This window comes from Ferrimonas kyonanensis DSM 18153 (assembly GCF_000425405.1).
Taxonomy (GTDB): Bacteria; Pseudomonadota; Gammaproteobacteria; order Enterobacterales; family Shewanellaceae; genus Ferrimonas; species Ferrimonas kyonanensis.
This window is the reverse complement of the sequence record NZ_AUDJ01000029.1, coordinates 47,564-68,419: the sequence shown is the minus strand read 5'-3', so window position 1 is coordinate 68,419 and position 20,856 is coordinate 47,564. Positions and strand designations below refer to the sequence as shown.

At 56.3% G+C, this 20,856-nt stretch carries 22 protein-coding genes; 4 read left to right on the top strand and 18 right to left on the bottom strand.

From position 1 onward, the window contains the following. Positions 1 to 72: 72 nt before the first annotated feature. The 18 genes from H598_RS0111130 to mobI all read right to left on the bottom strand — a co-directional run bounded on the left by H598_RS0111130 (position 73) and on the right by mobI (position 16,749). Complete coding sequence (locus H598_RS0111130) at positions 73 to 570, bottom strand: hypothetical protein (RefSeq protein WP_028113089.1); 498 nt, start codon at positions 568 to 570, stop codon at positions 73 to 75. Further along, positions 567 to 794 carry a hypothetical protein gene (locus H598_RS0111125; protein WP_028113088.1) on the bottom strand — a complete coding sequence of 76 codons (228 nt, stop codon included), beginning with the start codon at positions 792 to 794 and terminating at the stop codon, positions 567 to 569. Before H598_RS0111125 ends, H598_RS0111130 begins: the two co-directional genes overlap by 4 nt. Next, positions 791 to 1,066, bottom strand: a complete 276-nt coding sequence (locus H598_RS24075; protein WP_035415820.1) for a cold-shock protein — start codon at positions 1,064 to 1,066, stop codon at positions 791 to 793. The genes H598_RS0111125 and H598_RS24075 overlap by 4 nt, the downstream gene beginning before the upstream one ends. 23 nt (positions 1,067 to 1,089) lie before the next feature. Further along, complete coding sequence (locus H598_RS0111115; RefSeq protein ID WP_035415819.1) at positions 1,090 to 3,690, bottom strand: TraC family protein; 2,601 nt, start codon at positions 3,688 to 3,690, stop codon at positions 1,090 to 1,092. 2 nt (positions 3,691 to 3,692) lie between these two features. Further along, entirely contained in the window at positions 3,693 to 4,514 is an 822-nt protein-coding gene (locus H598_RS25570) for a TraV family lipoprotein (protein WP_028113086.1), read from the bottom strand. Positions 4,515 to 4,555: 41 nt separating this feature from the next. Continuing rightward, positions 4,556 to 5,326, bottom strand: coding sequence for a DsbC family protein (locus H598_RS0111105; protein WP_028113085.1), 771 nt, complete (start codon positions 5,324 to 5,326; stop codon positions 4,556 to 4,558). A 12-nt stretch (positions 5,327 to 5,338) separates the two neighbouring features. Next, the gene (locus H598_RS0111100) at positions 5,339 to 5,770 is read right to left on the bottom strand and encodes a hypothetical protein (protein ID WP_028113084.1); all 432 of its coding nucleotides are present in this window, start codon (positions 5,768 to 5,770) and stop codon (positions 5,339 to 5,341) included. 9 nt (positions 5,771 to 5,779) lie between these two features. Beyond that, the gene (locus H598_RS25565) at positions 5,780 to 7,165 is read right to left on the bottom strand and encodes a TraB/TrbI/VirB10 family type IV secretion system protein (RefSeq protein ID WP_051252670.1); all 1,386 of its coding nucleotides are present in this window, start codon (positions 7,163 to 7,165) and stop codon (positions 5,780 to 5,782) included. 1 nt (position 7,166) lies between these two features. Next, positions 7,167 to 8,252, bottom strand: coding sequence for a TraK domain-containing protein (locus H598_RS0111090; protein ID WP_028113083.1), 1,086 nt, complete (start codon positions 8,250 to 8,252; stop codon positions 7,167 to 7,169). Between the two features lie 2 nt (positions 8,253 to 8,254). Next, the gene (locus H598_RS0111085) at positions 8,255 to 8,986 is read right to left on the bottom strand and encodes a TraE/TraK family type IV conjugative transfer system protein (RefSeq protein ID WP_028113082.1); all 732 of its coding nucleotides are present in this window, start codon (positions 8,984 to 8,986) and stop codon (positions 8,255 to 8,257) included. Between the two features lie 35 nt (positions 8,987 to 9,021). Beyond that, complete coding sequence (locus H598_RS0111080; protein WP_028113081.1) at positions 9,022 to 9,309, bottom strand: type IV conjugative transfer system protein TraL; 288 nt, start codon at positions 9,307 to 9,309, stop codon at positions 9,022 to 9,024. A 54-nt stretch (positions 9,310 to 9,363) separates the two neighbouring features. Then, the gene (locus tag H598_RS25560; RefSeq protein WP_051252669.1) at positions 9,364 to 9,693 is read right to left on the bottom strand and encodes a TrbC/VirB2 family protein; all 330 of its coding nucleotides are present in this window, start codon (positions 9,691 to 9,693) and stop codon (positions 9,364 to 9,366) included. Between the two features lie 158 nt (positions 9,694 to 9,851). Beyond that, positions 9,852 to 10,892, bottom strand: a complete 1,041-nt coding sequence (locus H598_RS0111070; protein ID WP_028113080.1) for a S49 family peptidase — start codon at positions 10,890 to 10,892, stop codon at positions 9,852 to 9,854. A gap of 22 nt (positions 10,893 to 10,914) precedes the next feature. After that, positions 10,915 to 11,562: an IncC plasmid conjugative DNA transfer DtrJ family protein gene (locus tag H598_RS0111065; RefSeq protein WP_028113079.1), complete on the bottom strand. Its 648-nt coding sequence runs from the start codon at positions 11,560 to 11,562 to the stop codon at positions 10,915 to 10,917. 2 nt (positions 11,563 to 11,564) lie between these two features. Further along, complete coding sequence (gene traD, locus H598_RS0111060) at positions 11,565 to 13,436, bottom strand: conjugative transfer system coupling protein TraD (protein ID WP_028113078.1); 1,872 nt, start codon at positions 13,434 to 13,436, stop codon at positions 11,565 to 11,567. A gap of 14 nt (positions 13,437 to 13,450) precedes the next feature. Continuing rightward, the gene (gene mobH, locus H598_RS0111055) at positions 13,451 to 15,532 is read right to left on the bottom strand and encodes a MobH family relaxase (protein ID WP_028113077.1); all 2,082 of its coding nucleotides are present in this window, start codon (positions 15,530 to 15,532) and stop codon (positions 13,451 to 13,453) included. After that, positions 15,492 to 16,304, bottom strand: a complete 813-nt coding sequence (locus tag H598_RS0111050; RefSeq protein ID WP_028113076.1) for a hypothetical protein — start codon at positions 16,302 to 16,304, stop codon at positions 15,492 to 15,494. The genes mobH and H598_RS0111050 overlap by 41 nt, the downstream gene beginning before the upstream one ends. Then, a complete protein-coding gene (gene mobI, locus H598_RS0111045; RefSeq protein ID WP_028113075.1) occupies positions 16,291 to 16,749 on the bottom strand; it encodes a conjugative transfer protein MobI(A/C) in 459 nt (152 codons plus the stop codon). The genes H598_RS0111050 and mobI overlap by 14 nt, the downstream gene beginning before the upstream one ends. 517 nt (positions 16,750 to 17,266) lie before the next feature. Here mobI and H598_RS0111040 point away from each other — a divergent pair. From H598_RS0111040 to H598_RS0111025, 4 genes are all read left to right on the top strand, one after another. Beyond that, positions 17,267 to 17,866 carry a hypothetical protein gene (locus H598_RS0111040; RefSeq protein ID WP_028113074.1) on the top strand — a complete coding sequence of 200 codons (600 nt, stop codon included), beginning with the start codon at positions 17,267 to 17,269 and terminating at the stop codon, positions 17,864 to 17,866. A gap of 106 nt (positions 17,867 to 17,972) precedes the next feature. Beyond that, the gene (locus H598_RS26765; RefSeq protein WP_028113073.1) at positions 17,973 to 18,470 is read left to right on the top strand and encodes a hypothetical protein; all 498 of its coding nucleotides are present in this window, start codon (positions 17,973 to 17,975) and stop codon (positions 18,468 to 18,470) included. Between the two features lie 82 nt (positions 18,471 to 18,552). Then, positions 18,553 to 19,503 carry a conjugal transfer protein TraF gene (gene traF, locus H598_RS25980; protein WP_169629253.1) on the top strand — a complete coding sequence of 317 codons (951 nt, stop codon included), beginning with the start codon at positions 18,553 to 18,555 and terminating at the stop codon, positions 19,501 to 19,503. Between the two features lie 6 nt (positions 19,504 to 19,509). Next, positions 19,510 to 20,856 carry a conjugal transfer protein TraH gene (locus tag H598_RS0111025; RefSeq protein WP_028113071.1) on the top strand — a complete coding sequence of 449 codons (1,347 nt, stop codon included), beginning with the start codon at positions 19,510 to 19,512 and terminating at the stop codon, positions 20,854 to 20,856.

The window sequence follows — 20,856 nt, the reverse complement described above, 5'->3', positions numbered from 1 at the left end:
CACTGATTGCAATAGCTAAGATATGGTCGTGCATTCTGCTTCCCACTTTGTCTGGCGACTAGGGCCGAGAGATCAGCGTCGCAGCCGTCGGTGCAGAGGGTTGGGATTGGGGATAACACCAACTCGCTCGTAATGGAGCAGCTCGTCACGCAGGGGCCCAACCAGATTGGCGTATACCTCGGGATTAAAGTGAACCACCTCCCTGCCATCACGGTACTGCAGAAGGCCCTGGATGGGCGGCTTATACCAGCGCCGCATCATGCCGATATAGAGCTGCACCTGGTAGAACTCATACGCCTTGATGCCAGGGTTGCCACGGTGGCTTCGTGATTTGTACTCCACCACCAGAAGCCGCCAGCGAAACGGGTTGAAGAAGATGGCATCCGGTCGGCCCCGGACCCCGTCTCGACTGATGCTCTTGGGGAGCTTGTCACTCTCCAGGTCGGTGTATAGCAGGATCCAGCCGAAACTCAGACCGCACTTGTCACGGAGCTGCTTGTTCTTGGCCAGTTGCATCAAGATCAGCACTAAGATCACGCTGAACAGGGCAAGCCCCCATAGGAAAATCATCCTCCACCCCCTTGGGCCATCACGGTAGCCGCGGTGATCACGCAGATGATGGTCATGGCCAGCATTGCAACCTTGGTGAGCGGCAGTTTCATCAGGCTGTCGTGCTGCTGGTTGCCGAACGCTTTGGCCCGTTGCCGGTCGGCGCTGTCCACCTCATTGGCGAACCGATGCGGATCCGCTGCATAGCGCGCCAGTTTGCTCGCGGATACCGGAGGCTGACTCATGAGGCCCCCTTACTACTGCTGCAGGGTGGGCATAGCAAGGCGATTTCCCGTCCAAGCGTCACATTCTCAGCGAAATGACCCTTTTTACTCTGGTTCAGGGTGAAGCTCACCAACTCGCCTTGTACCAGTGAGACGAAGTTGGTCTTATCCAGGGTGTTCACCCCGAAGAACACGTCGAAGTCCGCCAGCGCCCAATTATTGCCGTCGATTACGAGCGGCCGAATGAAGGCGTAGCCCTGCTTTTGGTTGAAATATCGAACAATTCCGATCATCGCTCTCTCCTTGAATGCTGGGCTTAGGCGGCCATCTCGTCCCTGGCCACGGCCCGACAGGCCTCAACGGGGCTCATGCCTTGACTGATGTAGTCGTTCACTGCGGTACGGTCATCGGGATCGGTGGAGTAGATGATCTGACGATAGCGCGGCACCACAAACTTGCAGATCTGGCGGCTGCCTTCGTACTCGATCATCACTTCGGAGTAGGCGCCCTTGTCGGTGTGCACCGATTTCATCAGTTCATACTCCTGATCGGAGGCTGGGTACTTGCCGCTGGCCTTGAGCGCCTCAACCGCGTCCTCCTTCTGACCCATGATGAACCGCCAATCGGAGTTGTTGATCAGCGCCATCCCCACGGAGGAGTTGTACAGATCGAACAGGCTCTGGGTACAGATGAGGCCTGAAGCCCGGGTCTTACGGAAGCGTCGGTACGCGGTCTCCAGGAACTCAGACAGGCCCTTGCCGCTGTCGTTCTGGTTCTCCTTGAGGAACTCCCAGCACTCATCGGCAATGAACAGGCTGCGGCGGTTGTTCTGCTGGAACATGGCGTGCTGGGCGGCGTTGACCAGTGCCATCAGCACCACTCTTTGCATGTGCGGGTTGGTCTTGAGGTTACCCAGTTCCAGCACCACCAGCCGGCTGGTGAAGTTGACCGTTGGCTTGTCTTTGGTGAAGTAGGCCTCGTACACGCCGCCGGTAGCCCACGGCTTGAGCTGAACGGCCAGCTTGCGGATGACGGCATCCGGGTCTTTTGCCAGTGACTGCTCTACATCATCAATGCTGGTGTCCTGGCCCTTGTCATCCCACAGCATCGTCAGGTGATTGAGCAGCGCCGAGCGTTCGTGGTTGTTGAGCTCTCCGGTGGCACAGAGCATGGACTCAAACAGGGAGACCACCATGGGGCTTTGCCCGGGCACATCATCGCCGTTGAGCATCTCGTCGCGCCAGTTGGTGATGGTGGCGAACGGATCCAGGCTAAAGGGCATGTTTCCCGAAAACTTCAGGTACTGCGAGTCCTGGTACTGGTCGCACATATTGGCGTAGGAGTCACCGGCATCAACGATGAACACCTGGGCGCCGTCCTGGGGGCCCTGGTGACCATTGCCCACCGCTTTGTCCAGCCCGTGCGGTACCACGCCGGAACCAAGATAGGTGTCCACCAGGTAGTTAATCAGGAACGACTTACCCCGGCCGGTGGCCGCGCAGACCACGCCATTGAATCCACCGCTGGTAACAAACAGGTCCAGGTTCATCAGCTGGCCAAGGCGACTCATCATGTTGATGGGGCCGGTGATGGAGTTGCCTTTCCAGCTGCCGTACAGGGGGGTAAGGTGAGCCGCACAGGTGCTGGTCATCAGCAGTGCCCGGTCGCAGCTTCGCAGCACCTCCTCCTCCACGTTGGTGGGCAGGGCGCTCAGCATCATGGGCACGCACAGATCGGTCTCCTCGGCAAACTCAAAGCCGGTGGTGGTCTTAAAGGCGGTGCGAAGCTTACGCGTGGTACGGCGAAGCTGCGCTCTGTCATCGCCAAACACCACGAACTGCATGGTGACGTTGCACAGCGCCGCCCCCTCCTGCTCAATCTCTTCGTGTATCTCGGCATAGTCTTGGTGCTGGTACTTCAGGCTGGTGATCCACTCCAGCACCTTGCCCTTGGCGGTCAGGCCCTGACGCTTTTTACGGCTGTTGAAGCTGGCTTTGGCTTTGATCTGATTCGGCAGGTGGATGTGGGTGACCATCATGCTGTCGACGGCGTGCATGGTGTCATCCTGGCCCTGGCGCCAGTCGCCCATGAAGTTGATCATCCCGCCGAAGGCGAGGTGATCCGGCCAGCGGGTCGGGGTCATGACGGTGGCATAGCCGCTGTCCTCCTCATGGCCATTGCTCAGCTTGATCACCCCGTTACCGACATGTTCGAAGCCGTTGCCGTGGGGCAAGATCTGCTTGTTGAGTGGGCCATCATGCAGCTGGGGGCCGGCGCCACGCCAGCCGGCATCGGCGTTTCGCACCAAAATCGACTGCAACCGATCCAACACCTCCCGGTCATTGACCTTACGCGGGTGCATAAAGGCGTTGCTGAGCCCGGCAAACACGTTCTCCGAGGCCTCATTAAAGCCTTCCAGCTCCGCGACGTTGGGGAACAGCTTCTGAATGGGGGTCTTGATGCAGACCAACACGTTAATGTCTCGCGCTCGAACAAAGGGGGTCCTTTTGCCCTTATCCCGCATCGCCTTGGGCAGCTCAGACAAGGTGCTGTAGCGGTTGTCTCGAAAGTGCTGGTCGTAGGCCATCGCCATTTCATCGGCGACCTGTGAGTCACCGGGGGCCATGCGCCCACCACGCAAGACCTGGCTGCCATCGAGCAGCCAGTCGTAGTTGGGCAGCATGGTGTTGAAGAAGCTGATCACCGTGTCATCGGGGTATTTGTGCTGCAGCAGCGTCTGCATGGTGGACTTGAGCGCATCGTTGCTGCCGCTGAGCGGCTGGCACAGGTACAGCGAGGTGAGATAGCCGCCGTCACAGATGAATACGCCAGGGTGGCCATCCAGCTCAGTGAGCAGGGAGAAGCAGTCCTCGAAAGGTCGACTGATGACCGGCTGTGGTGACTGAAACAGGCCCATGCTCACCCCCCGTTCTTATTTAGTTGTGGCTGCATCACGCCCAATCCAGTCACGCCCTGGCTCCGGCGCTTGGACTCTTTGAGCTGGGTGTTGGACTGCTGGATGATTTGCAGCGGCACAATCCGAGCCGGAGCGTTGGTGGCGTGGGTACCCACAGACCAGCGCCGCGGCTTCAGCTCCACGTAGACGTAGCCGGGCATGTGAAGATCGCCGCCTTGGTCGGTGTAGGCGTTGATCAGGATGCGCATGGTTTGGGCTGGCTCCAGTACCGCCAACGGCTCCGGGGCGATGTTGTTGGGAACATGGCTGAACTGCTGCAGCTGGCCCAGCTCACCGCTTGGCATCCCCATCCGCTGCTCCCCCTCCACCAGCCTGGCCTGCTGGTAGGCATTGGGGTACTGGCGGGCGTGGTTGCGAGGCTCATAGATCCCAGATTGTGTTGGGCCGGCAACTACACCTGGCGCCGATGCTTGCGCATCGACAGCAACAGCCGGGGAGGGGGCCGTCGCTGCGCGGGCTTTTCGGCCTTTGCCGTGTGGACCGTGGTACCGGGGGGCGGTGGCGGCCTGCCCCTGTCCGTTCGCCTCCGCGTCGATGCGATCACTCTCCTCCTGCTTGAGCTGCTCACGGCTCTTCATTAGGTGGTTGAGGTTGTCGTGGTTGTGGGTTTGCTCATACACCTCGTGCAGACCCATACACACGCCTTTGTCGGCATCGCCGCTACAGGCAAACTCGTCTTCACCCAGGCTCAGGGCCGAGCAACCAGTTTGCAGTGCCACCATCACGCCTAATCCAATTAACTTCAGGTGCTTGCTAACCATCATGTGACTCCTTCACGCAATTCCATTTGCCGTTGGCCACCGACTTACAGGCGGGCCAACCACTCATCCAGACCAGTGCCAATGCCGTTGTCCTTGCCCTTGGGCAGGCCACCCAGGGTCAGGCCATCCTCTCGCAGCAGGAAGGGCACCCCGCGAACGCCGACCATCTGGCGCAGCACCTCGGCCTGGGCCAGGGGGCGGGCATCGCAGTCGCTTTTCGCTGGATTGTCGGAGTTGGACTGGAAGATCAGGTCGCGGGTCGCTTTATTCCGGTCTTTGGCGCACCACAGCTGCTGGGCTCGCAGCGCGGAGCGCTCACCCATGATGGGGGTCAGCACCAGGTCGAAGTGGTACTTGTCCTTGTTGTCCTCCATGAACTGCATCAGCTGCTTGCAGTAGCCGCAGTTGGGGTCAACGAACACGTAGCCCATGCGGGGAAGGCTGGGGTTGCCCACTTTGAGCAGCGGCAGGCTGTCATCGGTGATGCCAAAGTGCTTGGGCAGCACACGGGAACTGGTGCGGGCCTGGTCGAGGGAGGTGATCTCTATTTTGCGCCACAGGTCCACAATGCGGCCCTCAATCAGGTAGCGACGGTTGCCGGTGATGTAGTAGTGGGAGCCGTCATCGGTCTCCACCACGTGAATGTCGCCACTTTGGATGGTGGCCATTCCCACCACTTTGCCCTGATTGGCGATGTGCTGTTTCAGGCTGTCCCGGGTCTTCTCCTCCGGCAGCTCAGGCAGTTGCACGGCACCGGCCACAGCTGGGATGGCGAGTGCCGCAGCCACAATTGAATTCAGTAGTCCTTTACGCATGACATTCACTCCTTACTGACCCACAACGGCGTGGGCTTGGTCGATAAACTGGGTGTCGATCTGTGCCGCGGTCACCTGGCGCTTAAGCTGGTGCTGTTTGGCGTACGCCTGCAGCTCGATGAGCGTCGGCAGTCGGAAGGTCAGGTGATCGCTGTTGAGTAAGCTGGAGCGTTTATCCAGCAGCAATAGGTTTTCCCGCTTGGCGTACTGGGACAGGTAGTCCACGTACTCCAGCATCTGCTCCTCTCCCTGGACCCGCTCCATCACCTGCAGGGTGAACTGGCGCGGGCTGATGGTGCGGGCAGTCATCGGTTTCACCTCATCGAGCCTGTCGTGGGCACTGAGCACCAGTGAATTCAGCTCGGCGAGGGTGATGCTCTGCTTGATGATGAGGCCAGTCAGCATGGCGATGGCACAGGCCAAGATCAGAATGACGACTTTCATGTGCTGCTCCTACTGGACAAAGTTGAGGTTGATGTTGGTGCCGTTCAGGGTCACAAAGGACACTTCTCGTCCCGCCGACACGGAGATAACCGGATGAGCGGCGTTGGCCAGCTCCATGTAGTAGTCAGACAGCTTGTTGAGTGCGCCGGCGGCCCCCTGCATGACGCCGGCGGCGCCATACTGGCCAAGGTCGATGGACTGCCAAACGGCATCCTCATCGGGACTGGTGTTGAACGAGCCAATCCGCTGTGGGGCGGCGGCTTGGCTAAACCCGGCCAGAAACTCCGCGGCCATCACCCGTGCCAGGATGTTGCCGTTCTTTTGGACCAGGGTGCCCTCGATGCCGGGCTTGCCATCCCCCTCGGAGACGGCGTAAGCGGTGATGGGGATGTCCAGGGCCTTGCCGTTGACGACGCAGCTGATGCGTTCCAGGCGGGTCTCGGCCCGGGTGGTACCCAGATTGCCCACGCTGGAGGCAATGCCATGGCATTCACGAAGATCCATCGAGTGACGGTTGGGCAGGATGGTCTCACCCTTGATCCGCAGCACCACGGGGACCGGAGCCTCTCTGGCGGCCATGGCGGTCGGGGCGTCGATCCCTGACAACAGCACCGCCTTGAAGAAGCTGCCCGATGGCAGGTAGTAGTTGGTGGACTTGAGTTCTGGCGCTTCTGAGGGTTTCTCCTTCACAATCTCTTTGCCGTTGGCATCAAAGCTGGTGGTGTCGGTGTTACCGGCGCTGATAACGCTGTGCTCGGTGGCCTGCTCAACCACTTGGCCGGAGCGGCGAACGTCCCGCACGCTGCGCTGGGTGATGGTGCGGATCACCTTGCCTTGGATTGCCGGTGCCGGAGTCACAATCTGAGTTGGGGTCTGCTCTATTACCCCCGGGGCGACCATGCGCCCCCCACCACGGATGAACTGGCCGTCGGTATTGGCCATCTGCACGGTGCCATCGGGGAGACGCTGCACGTCGCTCTGACGCCGGTTGCCCTGGGCCAGCAGATTCACCTGGCGGCGCAGCTCAGCCATCTCGGTGGATTGCTTGTCGATCATGCCTTGCTGCTGCTCCAGTAGGTCCTGCAGCTCCCGCTTCTCGCGGATGATGGCGTCCTGCTGGACCTGCAACTGGTCAGAGGCGCTGTTGACGACTGCCTCAAACGCCTGCTGGTCCAGCTGGTTTACGATGGAGGTATCAAGCAGCCCACCTCCCTTGCGCTGGTTCTTTCGGGCTTCCTCCTGCCTCAGGCGCTGTTCACGGCGCTCAGCGGCCGTCAGGCCATCTGCCTCGGCAAAGAACATGCTGCTCATGACCCAGTAGCCCACAGCCATTGTGGCCACGGCCAACACGCTGATGCGAATCTTGCGGTTCATCCAGAGTGATTTAATGTCCATCTCAGCCTCCTGCTATGTCGGTCAGGCGGGGCCGGACCTTGTGCTTGGGCGCCATCTCGCTTTGGTTGTGCCGCAGGATGTAGACCTCGGTCATCTCTCCTGGCTGCAACAGCGCGTGGTTCAGGATGCTTACCGCCTGAACGTCTCGGGTGATGCACATCTCCTCACGGACTGTGTACGGGGTCAGGCTGTCATTGCGAACCAGCACCACATCGATGGTGGAGCGGGTGCCCACCAGTCGCTGACCGACCTCCTGGTGGATGGTGATAGCACACGGCTTTGCCAGGGCGCCGCTGACATCCTCACTCAGACTGAAGCCGGCAGGGATGTTGCCAAGACCTGTCCCTCGCATCGCTGACTTGATGAAATTCGTGTACTCGTTGCTGAAGGGGTTGCTGCGCTCACTTTGGGCCGCCCGGTCGATAAGGCGCTGCTTCTCAAGCTCGGCCTGGAACTGGGCACCCTTGGCTACCATGTCGTCGCTGATGTCTATATGAGCATTGATCAGCACAGGTGGCTTGAGCTGCTGGGGTACGAGGGTCAGGTTGATGGCAGACTCAGGCACGCCCTCTTCGTACATGAGTAGGCCAACCGGCTGCGTCGAGTTGATGGTGATGTAGATAATGCCATCCTCCACTTCGATAATGCTGCTTTCATCGTGGGTGCGCACCGCGACTACCTGGTAGTTGGTCTGGATGCGGTTCATTAGACCGCCAGCAACCGGAATCACCATGTTGTCTCCAGGCTTCATTGGAAGGTCGTGCTTCGGCCGATAGGCCTTATCCAGCATCTGGCTGAAGCTGTTCATGGTTGGCTGCGCCGGCATAAAGGTTTGCTCGTTGGCCAGGCGGGTTGGATCGGCACGGTTGAGGAGCTTTTCCATCTCGGTGGTGGGCGGTACTGTGATGGGCGGTGGAGTGGGCCCGGTTTGTTGTCTGTACTTCTGCGCCATGGTGCCCTGGACTTGCTCGATCAGAGCCGCGTCATTTTCCAGCTTGCCGGGGTTGATGATCTCAACGGGCAATGGGTTGGCCTGGCTTAAGGCGCCGATTAGGGCCAGCGCCACTCCGGTTATGGTGTGCTTCATCGCTACTCTCCTTTTTCCGCTATGGCCACTTCGGTCTCAACGTCCAGAAATGGGTCGTCGATGGCGATAGGCTGATCTTGCTGTTCGCCTCGGTCTTTGCGCCCCCTCTGAACCTCGCGCCCGGGCTTACCGGCATAGCTGTCGTAATGCATGATGCGGGGGCGCCCAGAGTTGGGCTTGATGCGCCACTCGTACGTCCACAACGCTTTACCGGCGGGCTCGCCCTTCACGAACGACAGCTTGTTACCGAACACGTACACGGTCTCGGTGATTTCGTCGTAGTAGATGTTGTCGAGCAGAAATACCTGCTGAACTTTGCGGGCCTTGATGATGGTTGCCTGCTTCTCCAGCTCAGCGGGGAGGGTTGCTTGTAGCGCCGGTGACAGACTAGGCTCCAGCGACTCAATGATCTTGTCTACCGACCTTGGGCTGATGTTGGCCACCAGTTGGGTGAAGGACAGGGCGAAACTGGTGTTGTAGATCTGGTTGGCTTCGCCCTCCTTGATCTCAATGATCCCGTCGAAGTTCTGCGGGATTACCTGGGTCCATGGTTCTTGGGTGAGTTTGTCGTAGACCACCATGGCATTGATTACCGCCAATACAGCGATAGTCATGATTAGGACCGGGGTCAGCTTTGAGGCTTGGGTCCAGTTGCGCTCCAGGGCCTCTGAGCGTCGAGATTGCGTGCTGGGCTCACTGGATTGCAGCCCTTTGAGGAGGTTTTGGATTGGCATTCATTCACTCCTTGAAATTCACTTCGGTCTGATGGCTATCCGTAGAAGCGGGAAACGAAAGGATCGGGTTTGCTGGGTCGTGGCTGCTCAGGCAGGAGCCCAAGTGACCACAGGCGTTGACGAATAAAGCCAGGTGGGTAGCGCTTCTTGATCTTCTCGGTGATGTAGATGTAGATCAGCGCCACCATCAACAGCTGAAGGCTGGTTTCGGTCAGCAGGCCAATACCGATGGCGATGCCGACAGGGATAATCTGGTCTTCGGTAAACACAAACAGCGCGATAAGCGGGTCGTTTATCTTGAGCTTGGTGCGGTAGGCTTTCATTCGACGTCTCCTGGATGAAGTAAGCGGCGACCGCGCCGCCGCTTAATCCTTGGCTTAGCTCAGCACCGGTATACCAGCGTTCAGGAAGTCCTCGATAACAGTCTTGGCGTTAGCCAGAACGATACAGAAGACGAAGGCGCCCAGGGCGGCCCCCCAGTCTCGCTTAACGATCCCGAAGTAGCCTGAGGCCAAGAAGGTCAGCATGGCGATAATCTTGCCCGGGGCGGTGGTGGCGTAATCTTGAAGCTCGTCCCAGAAGGAATCCCAGCCAGTGGTTGCCACGCCAGCATGAGCCAGGCCGGTCATGATGAGGGCGGCGATTGCCATCAGCACGAGGGGGAAATAGTTGACCTTGTCGTTGGGTGCTGTTTGATCCATAAACATGATGCATTGCTCCTTTCATTTGAATGCATCTCAACTCTACGCTATGTAAGCCGGCTGAAATCGCAGCTACTACCCCCAAAGTTGGCCGTTGTTTGCAAAAATTCTGTTTTCCCAAAAAATATGGGCGCCGCGGCGCCCATTGAGGTTGGGGAGGGGGCTCACCGGATCTGGTAAGGATCTGACTGAATGCTAGCAGCAATACCTTCTCCGATGGCATGGCCAAAGTGCTCCACGGCCCCGAAGAATAGGGATGAGAAGCTGGAGCGAACTCGGTTATATTCAACGTGGTGCTCTACGTCGTATCGTTGGCTCATGCCCTCCAGGACGCTGACTCCATAGTCGATGTCATCGATGAGCCCGTACTTCCGCGCTTCAGCCGCCACAAAGACGCGGCCGGAGAACAGGTCGGTGGTGTCCTCTGGCAACTTGCCAAGCCGTGCCTCTGTCACCGTTTCAGTGAATTGGGCATAGAGCGGCATCAATACCTGTGAACGCATCACCTCGAAACCCTGCTTATCCATCGGCAGGTAGGGGTCGAACAGGGTCTTGAAGTGCCCTGCTGCCAGTGTTCGGCGTCCCACGCCCACGGTATCCATCGCTTTAGTGAAATCCCAGCTCTCAAACTTGACCCCGATGCTGCCGACCAGGCTTGAGTTTGAGGCGGCTATGCGGTCAGCTGCCGAGGCAATGTAGTAGCAGGCGCTGGCACAGACATTCCCAATGCTCACCTCAATGGCCTTCTTGGTGGCGTAGCAGTTCTCGCCTGCATTGGGCTTTCCTTCGGTCATTTGCCCTTCAGTGCAGGTGGGTGCGTGACGATAATCTTGAATCCAGTGATGCACGGACTCAGCTTCCACCGGTGATCCCCCAGGCGAGTCGGCCATGATCAGGATGCCTTTAGCGCTGTCAGTGGCTACCGCTTCCTTCAGGGCCCCAATTAGGTGTTGTGCGCTGCCTGTTTTGTTGCCGCTGCCGATGATGCCGTTGACCTGTATCACCGCAATGTGATCGTCGTCTGTATCCAGGTGTTCTGGATTCATCATGGACCACCCTGCGCCCGCCAGCGCAGTGACAATCAGGGCGTTCTTTAGAAAGAAGTTGCGGCGAACAATCCGGAGAAGCTCCTGGGAGGTCTCGATGGCGGTCTCCTCAAGCGGCTGACCGGTTGTTGCCTTGCGTTTAAATGGGTTACGAAGCATTGGTCTCTCCTTGACTGCTTTCTCAGGCGTTCTTCTGGTACAGGGATACAAATAGGGCTGCGAGGGCAGATATCAGGATCACGCTCATGGCGGGTAGCCAGCTCACATCGATCTGCAGTGATGGCATGATGAAGTACAAGCAGATGATTACTGTGGTGAGCCCCATGGTTTTCCTGGCTATGGCGGCCCGCTTTCGCCGGATCCCCCCGTAGCGCCACTGGGACATTTGCCGGAGGCATGAGCCGTGAAACAGTAGCGCTACCACGAAGGGGATCAGGGTGACCCACCACTGCAGAAAGCCATTCAGCCTCAAGATGAGCTGGTAGATGGCCAGCTGAGTGTTGTTGGCAACTCGCTCAAGCAGCATGCGGCCTCTTTCACTGCGAAGCGACTCCCGCTTTATCTCTCTGTTTGGCACAAGCTTGAGCAATAGCCAATCTCTCAGGCCGCTGTCATGCACCGCCTTTAGGTACCAAGCCTCAGAGCGTGACAGTATCTGCTCAGCGTTCTTCTCGGAAAAATGTGCCGCCAGTTGTTGCTGCTCAGTTGTCAGTGACTGCTGCACACTAGAAGTTGGCTGACCCAGCAGGGTAAAGCCGAGCACCAGAACAAACAGAAGGATAAAGGCACCCCACATGGTCAACTGTGAATTGCTCTTGTCATCGCTCATGCTCATGCTCCTACAACGATAGGGATTTTGCCTTTGAGCAACCGGCCGTCAGCCAGTCGTCCGAAGAACTCAAATTTGGGTAACCTGCCGACCAGGCCCGGCTCCAGGGCAACATCCTTGTTCATCGACTTGGTTTCCGCGTAGTCATCGCCGAAGTCCAACAAGCTGCCCCCCTCTCCTGAGCTATGCCCTTCCCGGGTACTGTATTGGGGGATGTATGCGGTGGAGAACTGATCCGAGCAATACTGCTTGGTGTCTGGGTCTGTGGAGCGGAAGCTCAGGTAGTTGTTGGTCAGGCCCAGGATCCGTTTAGCGGTGGCCTCCCCACACTTAGACACGATGTCGGCAACGTTTTGGGTGCACAGGAACAGCAGGAATTTCGCTGCCCTTCCCATTGCCGCCAGGCTAATGATCGCCTCGTTGCCTTCCAGTGCCGCGTGCACCTCATCAACGAACAGCGACACATTCCCGGCGTTCTGCAGGTCGTGGTTGAATCTGTCAGCGGCGCAGGCACACATATCACTGCAAATGAGCTTGGAGATGTAGCCGGCAGTCTTAACGTCGGACAGGCTGTCGAGCGCCAGGTATAGGGCTCCACCGGTCTCAAGCTGGTCACGCAGCGAGATGATTTCTCGGTGGTCATCGGGCTTGTTGAGGTCATCCGGTGACAGCAGATCCCCCAGGGCGCCGGCGTTAAGGGTGCTGAACAGGGGAAGCAGGCTAGAGGTCATCTTGCCCATGTGAGTACCATCGTGGGTGCAGATTTCAATCATTCCATCAGCTGCGTCGCTGATCCCCATGGTAGTGGCCCGCTCGGAGTAAGCATCGATGTGGCTGCTCAGGCGATATTTGCCGCTGTGATGAACCTTGTCGCCAAGGACTCCTTTCCAGTCCGGGCCATACCACTCCTCAAACACTTTTCTGATGGTGCGCAGGCACAGCTTGTTTTTGTCCATGGTGAGAGCTCGGCCAATGTTCCTCAAGTTTGGCTTGATGCCGCAATACAGCTGCGCTGTCACAACTTGGTTGATGACCTTGTAGGCGAAGTCAACAAACGGGTTGCCTCCAATGTCGGTAGCCATGAGAGAGCTGATGCGATCTGGAATCTCGGTGTGGCGGTTCCAGTTTGCCAGTAGGTCGATGCGCACCGACTTGCTGGCCTCTGCCGGCGCGAAGTAGTGAAATGGCTTGCCCAGAATCTTGCACTCAGTTTCTACCTCTCTGCGCCAGTCACCATCGTTCTTAGGGTCTACGATGATGACGGTGTCGCCAAGGTGGAGGCGGCCCAGGCTCAAGATCCGTTGCATGGTGGTTTTACCCATGCCCACGGCACCGGTGATGAGGGTGTGGCCAAAGCTGGTGGCGTTGTTGATCATCAGGCGGGATGACTTATCCAGTCCGTTAATCCAGGTGTCGCCACCCATGCGTCTTCCCAGCCTCTCCCAGTACCAGAAAAGTGGCTTGAGAATCGGGGTCTGCAAATCGGAAATCTTGGCGCAGCGCTGCACCATGAGAGTCGCTGCGCGTGCAACCTCAGTGCTCCACTCAAAGGCTTCACCTAGAAAGATGTCGTCCTCATCGGTGACGTTCTCTGGGTCACGAGGGGCGTTGTATTTGCGAAGCTGTTTGCGCGTCACCTTATGCAGTGGCGCCCTCACCAGTTCGCTTTGCCGGTAAACCTGCGGTACACCCTGAAGCAGGCTTTTCCCGGCCAGCGCACACAAAATACTCACCGCCACTGTGCTTGGTGTCATGCCCCCTACATCCAAATTGTTATGGAGCAGGGCGAGGCACACGCTGGACACAATGGCGCTGTCTATGGAAAACGCCGGCTCAAATAGCTTGTCACTGTAGTGTGGCTGCTGCTTAAACACGGTTTGCCTCCTTGCTAAGCGACGAACACAAGGTAGGGCTGCTGTTCCCGGGTTACCTTGCGGATTCGGTCATTGGATTTCGCCAGTTCCATGGCTGAGGTGATCTCCTGTCGTGACAGCAAGTCCGGGTTCACCCAGACGTGCTCACGCTCATCAATGAAAATCAGGCCGAGCTCAAAGACATCTAAATTCCGACGCTTGTCGGCGGCCACTGTCTCTCGGTCGAGTTTTAGGGCGGTCAGTACTCGTGCAACAGCGACCTCCATATGGTGGTGCGCCTGGTCTTTCTCGGTGGTGCCTATCGCAGCCATTGCCTCGTACCAAGCTGCTTTGATTTTGATGCCTTGGCCGCGGCGTTTACCTTGCTGGTACTCAGAGGCCATTAGGGTGATGACGGCGGTATCCACATCGAGGGCGCCAACGGTTGATAGGTCATTGATGAGCTGTTGGTACTGAGCGCTTCCGAGTATTGACTTGCTGGTAACCACGTCAATGTAATGGCTTTGGTCATCGCCCAGCAGAATCAGCCTGTCCTCATTGAGTTTTAACCATGATTCAAAGCCACCTAGTGCGTAGGCCTGCGGCTCTGCCTGGTTCGGTGCCCCAAGCTTGAGCCTATCCGGCGTCATGGGCTGTGATTGAGTGGGGTGGCTCTCTTTACGTGGTGGAGGACTGCTTGCTTGGGACGGTGAAGGGCCACTCTCCTGGGTCGGCAGGGGAATGCTCTGCTGAACCGGTGCAAATTGGTTAGCCGGCGTCGGTTGACTGCTGGCCTTTTTCTGCTGCTGGTACAGCTGAACATCGGACTCCGAAATGCTGAGCACCTCGCCATCGGTGTAAAGCAGGGCGTCTTTAGAAATGCCAGGCTTGATCAATCCGTTGCGATCGTCGGGCATGGGCAATCGACCTAACGCAAACTGTGGCCACTCGACACGGTTAATCGCCAGGAAGCCGCGTCGCAACGCGCTGTCATCAGATAGCAGCTCCAATGCCTCCTCCTTGGTCCGAATGTTAGGGAAAAAGTGAGCATTGACGTTGTCGTAGAGGTAGACGAGATTTCGCTCGACCAGTCTAGAGCGCAGGATCTCAATGTCCTTGGGGGCATCGATTTTGAATTGGTCGAATCGGTCAACAATACTCTCAAACGCTGATGGCCAGCGAAGGTACAGTTCTGACCCGATGATCACCATGTCTGAGGCCGGGTCATTACACCAGTCTAGTGCGCAGGACTGAACAGCCTTACTGATGAGTTCGAACAGCTGGGCCTTGCGTGGGCCCAGCTCCTTATCCCAGATGATCCTGATGTCGTCACCGGTACTCATGTGGTCGGCGATACGGATGGAGTTCTGCAGATAGCCGTCGCTGCGGCGATAATTGGAGAGCGCCAGGCACAGGTTAACGAACAGGGGATCTGGTGACTCGCTCAGGAATCGCAAACCGGCATCGGGGATAACACTCTTGAGCATTGCCTGGTTCAGCTTTTCGTGGCTATGGTGCACGCGGCTAGCTCGCCACTTGCACAGGTAGCGATTAACGTCTGTTCGCTGCTGCCATTCGTAGATGCTTTCAACGAGAGGCGTCCACTGGTTTCCACGATTGGCGTAGTCGATGACGTCCAGATCTGATACGACTTTCCCGAGGTCATGAACGAGGCCACCTAAGAAGGCGGCATAACGCCAACGGGGAAGCCGGTGTCGCTCCTGGTCAGGTGCGAACTCATGGCGTAAATGCTGTTGCCGTGCAACCCTTAAAGCCTTCACTGCTACATCAAGAGAATGCTTTATCAATCCGCCACGGTAACCGTGATGAAACCCCTCGCTGGCTGGCAGCAGGTGAACGTATGCGACTAGGTTTTTGATGCACTCCAGGTAGAGCGCATCAAAGTCAAAACCGCTGCCGCCGGATCCCACGGATGCGATCCGCTTGAGGTAATCCATCTCGTGGGTCAACTCGGCAAGCACACCATCGGCATCCACTACCGGTATGCCTTCGAGTAGGTCATCGGTTTGGGCGATCACTGGCTCAACCATTCTGGGTGATTCAGCCGGTGCAGGCTCAACTGCTGGAAGCAGTTTCTTCAGCAGCGACTTGAGCATCACCCTCTCCAGTTAGACCAGCATCATGCTTCTCCTTTGCCTCGGCACTGGCTTCAGCATGCGGTGGTGTGTCCGCGGTGTCTGACTCTGCCTGACTCTTGGGTCCGGTAGGCTGAAAGTTACTGTCAATTGGGTCATAGCCAGGGTAGGCGTCGTCACTCAGAACCTTGCGCTCTTTGAGGGCGGTTATGAAGTCTTTTGCTGAGTAGGTGCCACCCTTGCGGCCAAGGTAACTCATGGTCATGCCGCGAATGCGCTCGACTGACAGACTGAAGATGAAGTTGGCCTGTCGATTGGCGGTGGCTAACTGAATGTCGTCCATCCGGCCCAACAGGAAAAGCGCATCAGTGGTGGCACAGCATTCATCGAGTTGTTCTAGCATCGGCAGGATCTGCCAATAGAACGGATGGGTGATGCTGAATTTGATGTGGTAGCTGTCTGGTACTGAGGTGACCACTTGCTGGGGAAGGTCACCCATCTGGTCGATCACTTGGGTGTGCAACTTCTTGGTTTCATCCGCCAGTTCAGTTATCAATCCACTGCACCAATTGGTGAGCTTTTGGTACAGCACCTTATCGCTACTGGACATCTTTAATAGTGCTGCCAGGCGTTCAACATAGTTCTGAAGGGCGATGGAACTGTGCTGAAAGAATTTGTGGGTTACCGCCGAGCGATACTTTAGCTCATACGGGATCACTGGATTGTGGTTTGCGAACTTCGGCGCTTCCAGTTGACGCGGCTTGAAGCGTTGCTTGGGGTTAGGCTTGCTCATAAACGGACTCCTTACTTTCCATGCTTGGCATTTCCTCTGCTCTTGGTGGGGCGAGGAATTTGATTAGCTCTTTCCTGAGCTGCTGCAGGCGCTTCATCTGCGGCCAGTGCCCCTTGATTAATTCGGCCTCCCATTGGTCGGCATACAGCGCCAATTGCGAAACGGTATAGCCCACCTTGTTTCGAGGTTTGATGTACTTGCTGTAGTTGCGATTGAACCGCTTATAGGCAGTACGATTTGATCGCCACTCATACGTCCAGGCCTTGCCTGCTTTTCGGATGCGGACAAACAAGGCGCCAGTCTGTGCTTCGGCATGGCTCATTGAGTCTTCCTTGAGCAGCAATTGGGCTTTGCTTTTACGATTCCACTCGGCGTTGTACTCTCTGTTCGCCTGCTCCATCATCAGCTCGACTTCGGCCAGTAGTTGGGAAACTATTTGGTCCATGTTTACCTCCAGTACGTCTTAGTTAACGCGATCGAAGGCGACGGAACTGACAACTTTTAGGGGTGTTTTTGGCCGATGTTTGCATTTCTAATTTTTTTTCCCCTTGGCGGGGAGCCAGGATCGATAGGCGGATGTGCAGTTTTTCGCACATCTAATTGTGTGAAATTCAGTTAATTTCACAGAGGAAATTTCGCTATACGCCATATTTGCATACTCTGAAAAAATGACTTCGACAAAAAGGCGATTTTCGGATTTTAATCGTTAAGTTCACAGATAGTGTGAAATCAGCGTCACAAATTAAATAGACGTGGAATTTTTTACGGGCATAAGCTGTTGATATTAATGTCTTTTGTTTTTTGCTGTTTTGCGATGTTTTGCTAACTCATTGGTTTTATTTGTTTTTGTTATCTGCCCCTTCAAAACATCCCAAAACGCAGTTTATACGCCGATATTTCCAGTATACATATACCCTCAGACACCAACTTTCAGTTCAGCTTGGCAGCCAGGGAGGGCGGTTATGTTTTTGAATGAGAAAGGCTATATCGACAATCTGATTTTTGGAGCTCAAACCACGGCCCTAGACGATTTCAAGCGGGAGCAACTCGACCTAGTATTGGCGATAAAAACTGCCGCCCAAAACCTGAAAAGCGCGGGTCGAACTATTGAGCTGAATGAGTTTGTGGGCTCCCAGAGAAACATGCGAACTATGAAGTGGTTCTTGGAGCAATCCGACGATGAGATCTCAGATCTTATCCAGCAAAGCCATCTCCTAAAAATTGACCGGACTATTCCAATGGACTTGCTCAAAGATGGCTTCCTTAGTGTGCACAGTCGTCAGTGTCTTGTCATCGAAGCGCTGCGCGAGTGCCTTAAGCAATTTGGGGTAGTGATCCTGGCTGAAAGTGGCGTCGCCGATTTGATTTTCTCCTCGTGGCTGATGCGCGCCAACTCGGTTGATATTCAGCGATACGCACTGGACAAGATGGTCGTGAATTTAAACTACGAAGCGCTTAATGCTGCCATGCGTCGCCGGCAGCAAAAGCAGACGGGAAAGGGGTTTTGCCCCAGCCTGTTCCATAATGAATTGAGTTACATGCGCTCCGTTCGAGCGTGCTAAGGGACCCATTATGATACTGCCACCTACTCGCGTAAGGACCAGCATACTGGATATCCCCAGCGAAACCCCCATTATAGAGCTGACCCCATCGGAGCAGCAGCGATTAATGATGTCGCTGATCATCTTGGGAGCAAACCGCAATCTAATCCGGGAGCTGTTTGCCGGCGTACCAGGGAACCTCTATAACCGGTGTGTTGCAAGATTGCCTGAGGCGCCGCGGTCGTCTCGCAGTCGGCCAACCAACATTCCCAGCTGGATGAGTCGCAAGATTACCCGCTGGCACCTAGCCAATAACATCATCAATTTGTATCGCAATGCCTATCCGGATAATGCGGATTTTCACCGTCAGCACAGCTGCGTCGAATTGCTGAGCATCACCAACTATCTAGCAGCTTCCCGTGACTTTGAAGGCTATGTTGACATCAATGTGAATGACCGGGTGTTGCGTCACGCGACCGATCCGAAAACTCGGGAGCAAATCTGCGAATGCAGTGAGCCGCATTGCAAGGCCCTCTATATCGAGGCCAGGTACTCCGACACCATCTGTAGCACCTGCTACATCCGGAAAAAACTGCCCAGCCGGGCAAAAAAAGCAACAAAGTGACCCAAACGCCCCCCCTTACCTGCACAGAGCCGTTCACACCGTCCGTCAGAATCGAATAAGACCGCCAGCAAAGGATTTCGAAATGCGATGGATAGCACTCGCAGCACTGCTCACGTCGGTGGCTACTTCCGCCACCGATTATTCAGAAAAGAATGAGCCGAAAGGCTTCTATTGGTACGACCCCTATTCGGTTGAGCAACCTGAGCCTGACCTCGAGCCACAACCTGAAACCACCCCCACGGCTGTCACCCCAAAGCCCGTTAAGGAGGAGATGGTTCAGCTGGATGCCAAGTGGCTTAAAGAGAACTTGCCCCGGTTGTCAGATAAGGCGATCAACCAGCCCACGGATACCAACTTGGCGAACTACTACTATGCCCAGCGCCTGATGATGGATTACGCCTCTCGATTTTCTACGGCCACCAAAGAGTTTTTCTTCTTCGAAACCCAGCTGCAGGAGTCGCGCCGACGGCCGATGGACTCGTTCGCTGTCAACGCCAAGCATGCCCAGGTCAAGGTGGCCAAAGCCGGCGCACTGAAGAAGGTGTTTGAGCGCTCAGGGCTGTGGGTGTTTACCCGCTCCGATTGCCCCTACTGCGCCAAGCAAATGCCAGTGCTGGATTCACTGATTAAACGCTATCACGGTGATGTGTTGTTGATCGCCCAGGATGGCAGACCCATGCCCGGGTATGGGATGCCGATGGTTGCGGATTTAGATCTGTCCATGTCTCACCAATTCAATGTCACGGGTACGCCAACCATGTTCCTGGTCACCGAGGATAAGCAGGTGATCAAGCTTGCCGAAGGGATGCTGTCACGGGATGCCTTGTTGGAGCGCCTGCTAGTGGCATCGCGGCGCCTTGGCCTCATCAACGAGACGGAGTACGAAGAGGCCAAGATGGTTCACAACGAGATGATGCTGGCCGATGCCGAGCAGATCGTTGAGCTGAACAAGGAGGAGCTGGAAACCAACGAAATGTACCTAAACCAGCAGCTGAAATTATTACTGCTGAAACAGCAGTCAGGAAGGGAGTAGCGTGAAATGAAATGGACTCTATCAATTGCCTCCGCCGCATTGGTTGTAAGTATAACCAGCACCGCCGCCCAGGCCTCAATGGCTCGTGATGTCTATCAGGCATACAGTAACGCAACACCAGCTCAAAGCTACTCGAGCCGTTATTCCAATGGCATAGCCCTGGGCTCATATATGCAGCGAATTCCCCTCGTTGACCGGCCTGTGGCCAACTTTTCGCCCCCCGGGCTTTCAGCTTCTTGCCAGGGTCTGGATATGTGGGGCGGCTCGTTCTCATATATCAACTCTGATCAGTTGGAGCAGATGGTGCGTGCTGCCATGCAGGGCTCGCCGTACTACGCCTTCAGTCTGGCTATTTCCAGCTTGTGCCCGACCTGCAAGCAGATCGCCGATGACATCCAAAGCATCATCGGTGATATGAACAAGTTTATGCGCAACCTGTGCCAGAACACCGGGGCATATCTGGCAGACAATACCGGCCTGTCCAGCGCCAAGATTGAGAGCGGTGCGCTGACTTCGATCCAAAGTATGACCGGTGCCGCCAGGGGCTTTTTTTCTGACCCTATGTCCTCATTGACTGACCCTGAGACAAACACCCAGCAGAAGAACGTGGATAACGGGGTCAATGTCACCTCTAACATCATTTGGGACTTGATTGTGAGCTCAAAGCTGGACACCACCTCTGGGCCGATCAGCAGTTTGTCCGGCACTAGCCTGGCACAGCTTTTGATGTCGATGGTGCCCATAAAGATCCTCAAGCCTAATGGCGACAACGGCGCCGACAGTTCAGGCCTGGATTTCATTGACTACCCAGCGCTGATCTCGCTCTCTGACATCATCAACGGCAGTGATGAGTTTCAAACCTGGGACTGCTCCGGTGACTTGGTTTCCTGCGTTAACCCCACGATGACCGCACCCACCAACTTCAAGGGTATACGCGATGAATTGATCGAGGATTTTGAGCAGATCGTGGTGGCCATGCAGAACCAGGCAACGGCCATGAGCACTGATCTGATGAATCTCGCTGCCGCCTCAAGGTTGAATGTTCAGCAGACCATCGACTTCTATGGGGGCAGGGCGGCTGAGCCGAATACGGTGGCCACCCTGTTGGCCGAGGCGCACATTCAGAAGATCGCTTCAGATATCTATTACCTGTTTGACCTAGAGCTGATGAATAAGCTCAGGTCCGCTCAGCTGGACTCGGAAAAGGAGCATCTGCGCGGAGACGCTGAAAAGCTGCTGCAGACCGCAACAAAGCGACTGGAGATAGACCACCTAGAGCTCCGGGCGGCGTATATGAGCAAGCTTGAGGAAGCCCGTACCCATTCAGCAATAGCGCAGCTGCAAGGGGATTAA

What these genes read in the sequence shown, in the direction of transcription:
- H598_RS0111080 (WP_028113081.1), bottom strand. Translation starts at nt 9,309, where the DNA reads ATGAAAGCCTACCGCACCAAGCTCAAGATAAACGACCCGCTTATCGCG.
- H598_RS0111085 (WP_028113082.1), bottom strand. Translation starts at nt 8,986, where the DNA reads ATGCCAATCCAAAACCTCCTCAAAGGGCTGCAATCCAGTGAGCCCAGC.
- H598_RS0111065 (WP_028113079.1), bottom strand. Translation starts at nt 11,562, where the DNA reads ATGAGCGATGACAAGAGCAATTCACAGTTGACCATGTGGGGTGCCTTT.
- mobI (WP_028113075.1), bottom strand. Translation starts at nt 16,749, where the DNA reads ATGGACCAAATAGTTTCCCAACTACTGGCCGAAGTCGAGCTGATGATG.
- H598_RS0111070 (WP_028113080.1), bottom strand. Translation starts at nt 10,892, where the DNA reads ATGCTTCGTAACCCATTTAAACGCAAGGCAACAACCGGTCAGCCGCTT.
- H598_RS0111040 (WP_028113074.1), top strand. Translation starts at nt 17,267, where the DNA reads ATGTTTTTGAATGAGAAAGGCTATATCGACAATCTGATTTTTGGAGCT.
- traF (WP_169629253.1), top strand. Translation starts at nt 18,553, where the DNA reads ATGCGATGGATAGCACTCGCAGCACTGCTCACGTCGGTGGCTACTTCC.
- H598_RS25565 (WP_051252670.1), bottom strand. Translation starts at nt 7,165, where the DNA reads ATGGACATTAAATCACTCTGGATGAACCGCAAGATTCGCATCAGCGTG.
- H598_RS0111090 (WP_028113083.1), bottom strand. Translation starts at nt 8,252, where the DNA reads ATGAAGCACACCATAACCGGAGTGGCGCTGGCCCTAATCGGCGCCTTA.
- H598_RS0111100 (WP_028113084.1), bottom strand. Translation starts at nt 5,770, where the DNA reads ATGAAAGTCGTCATTCTGATCTTGGCCTGTGCCATCGCCATGCTGACT.
- H598_RS0111025 (WP_028113071.1), top strand. Translation starts at nt 19,510, where the DNA reads ATGAAATGGACTCTATCAATTGCCTCCGCCGCATTGGTTGTAAGTATA.
- H598_RS0111050 (WP_028113076.1), bottom strand. Translation starts at nt 16,304, where the DNA reads ATGAGCAAGCCTAACCCCAAGCAACGCTTCAAGCCGCGTCAACTGGAA.
- mobH (WP_028113077.1), bottom strand. Translation starts at nt 15,532, where the DNA reads ATGCTCAAGTCGCTGCTGAAGAAACTGCTTCCAGCAGTTGAGCCTGCA.
- H598_RS26765 (WP_028113073.1), top strand. Translation starts at nt 17,973, where the DNA reads ATGATGTCGCTGATCATCTTGGGAGCAAACCGCAATCTAATCCGGGAG.
- H598_RS0111115 (WP_035415819.1), bottom strand. Translation starts at nt 3,690, where the DNA reads ATGGGCCTGTTTCAGTCACCACAGCCGGTCATCAGTCGACCTTTCGAG.
- H598_RS24075 (WP_035415820.1), bottom strand. Translation starts at nt 1,066, where the DNA reads ATGATCGGAATTGTTCGATATTTCAACCAAAAGCAGGGCTACGCCTTC.
- H598_RS25560 (WP_051252669.1), bottom strand. Translation starts at nt 9,693, where the DNA reads ATGTTTATGGATCAAACAGCACCCAACGACAAGGTCAACTATTTCCCC.
- H598_RS0111130 (WP_028113089.1), bottom strand. Translation starts at nt 570, where the DNA reads ATGATTTTCCTATGGGGGCTTGCCCTGTTCAGCGTGATCTTAGTGCTG.
- H598_RS0111105 (WP_028113085.1), bottom strand. Translation starts at nt 5,326, where the DNA reads ATGCGTAAAGGACTACTGAATTCAATTGTGGCTGCGGCACTCGCCATC.
- H598_RS0111125 (WP_028113088.1), bottom strand. Translation starts at nt 794, where the DNA reads ATGAGTCAGCCTCCGGTATCCGCGAGCAAACTGGCGCGCTATGCAGCG.
- H598_RS25570 (WP_028113086.1), bottom strand. Translation starts at nt 4,514, where the DNA reads ATGATGGTTAGCAAGCACCTGAAGTTAATTGGATTAGGCGTGATGGTG.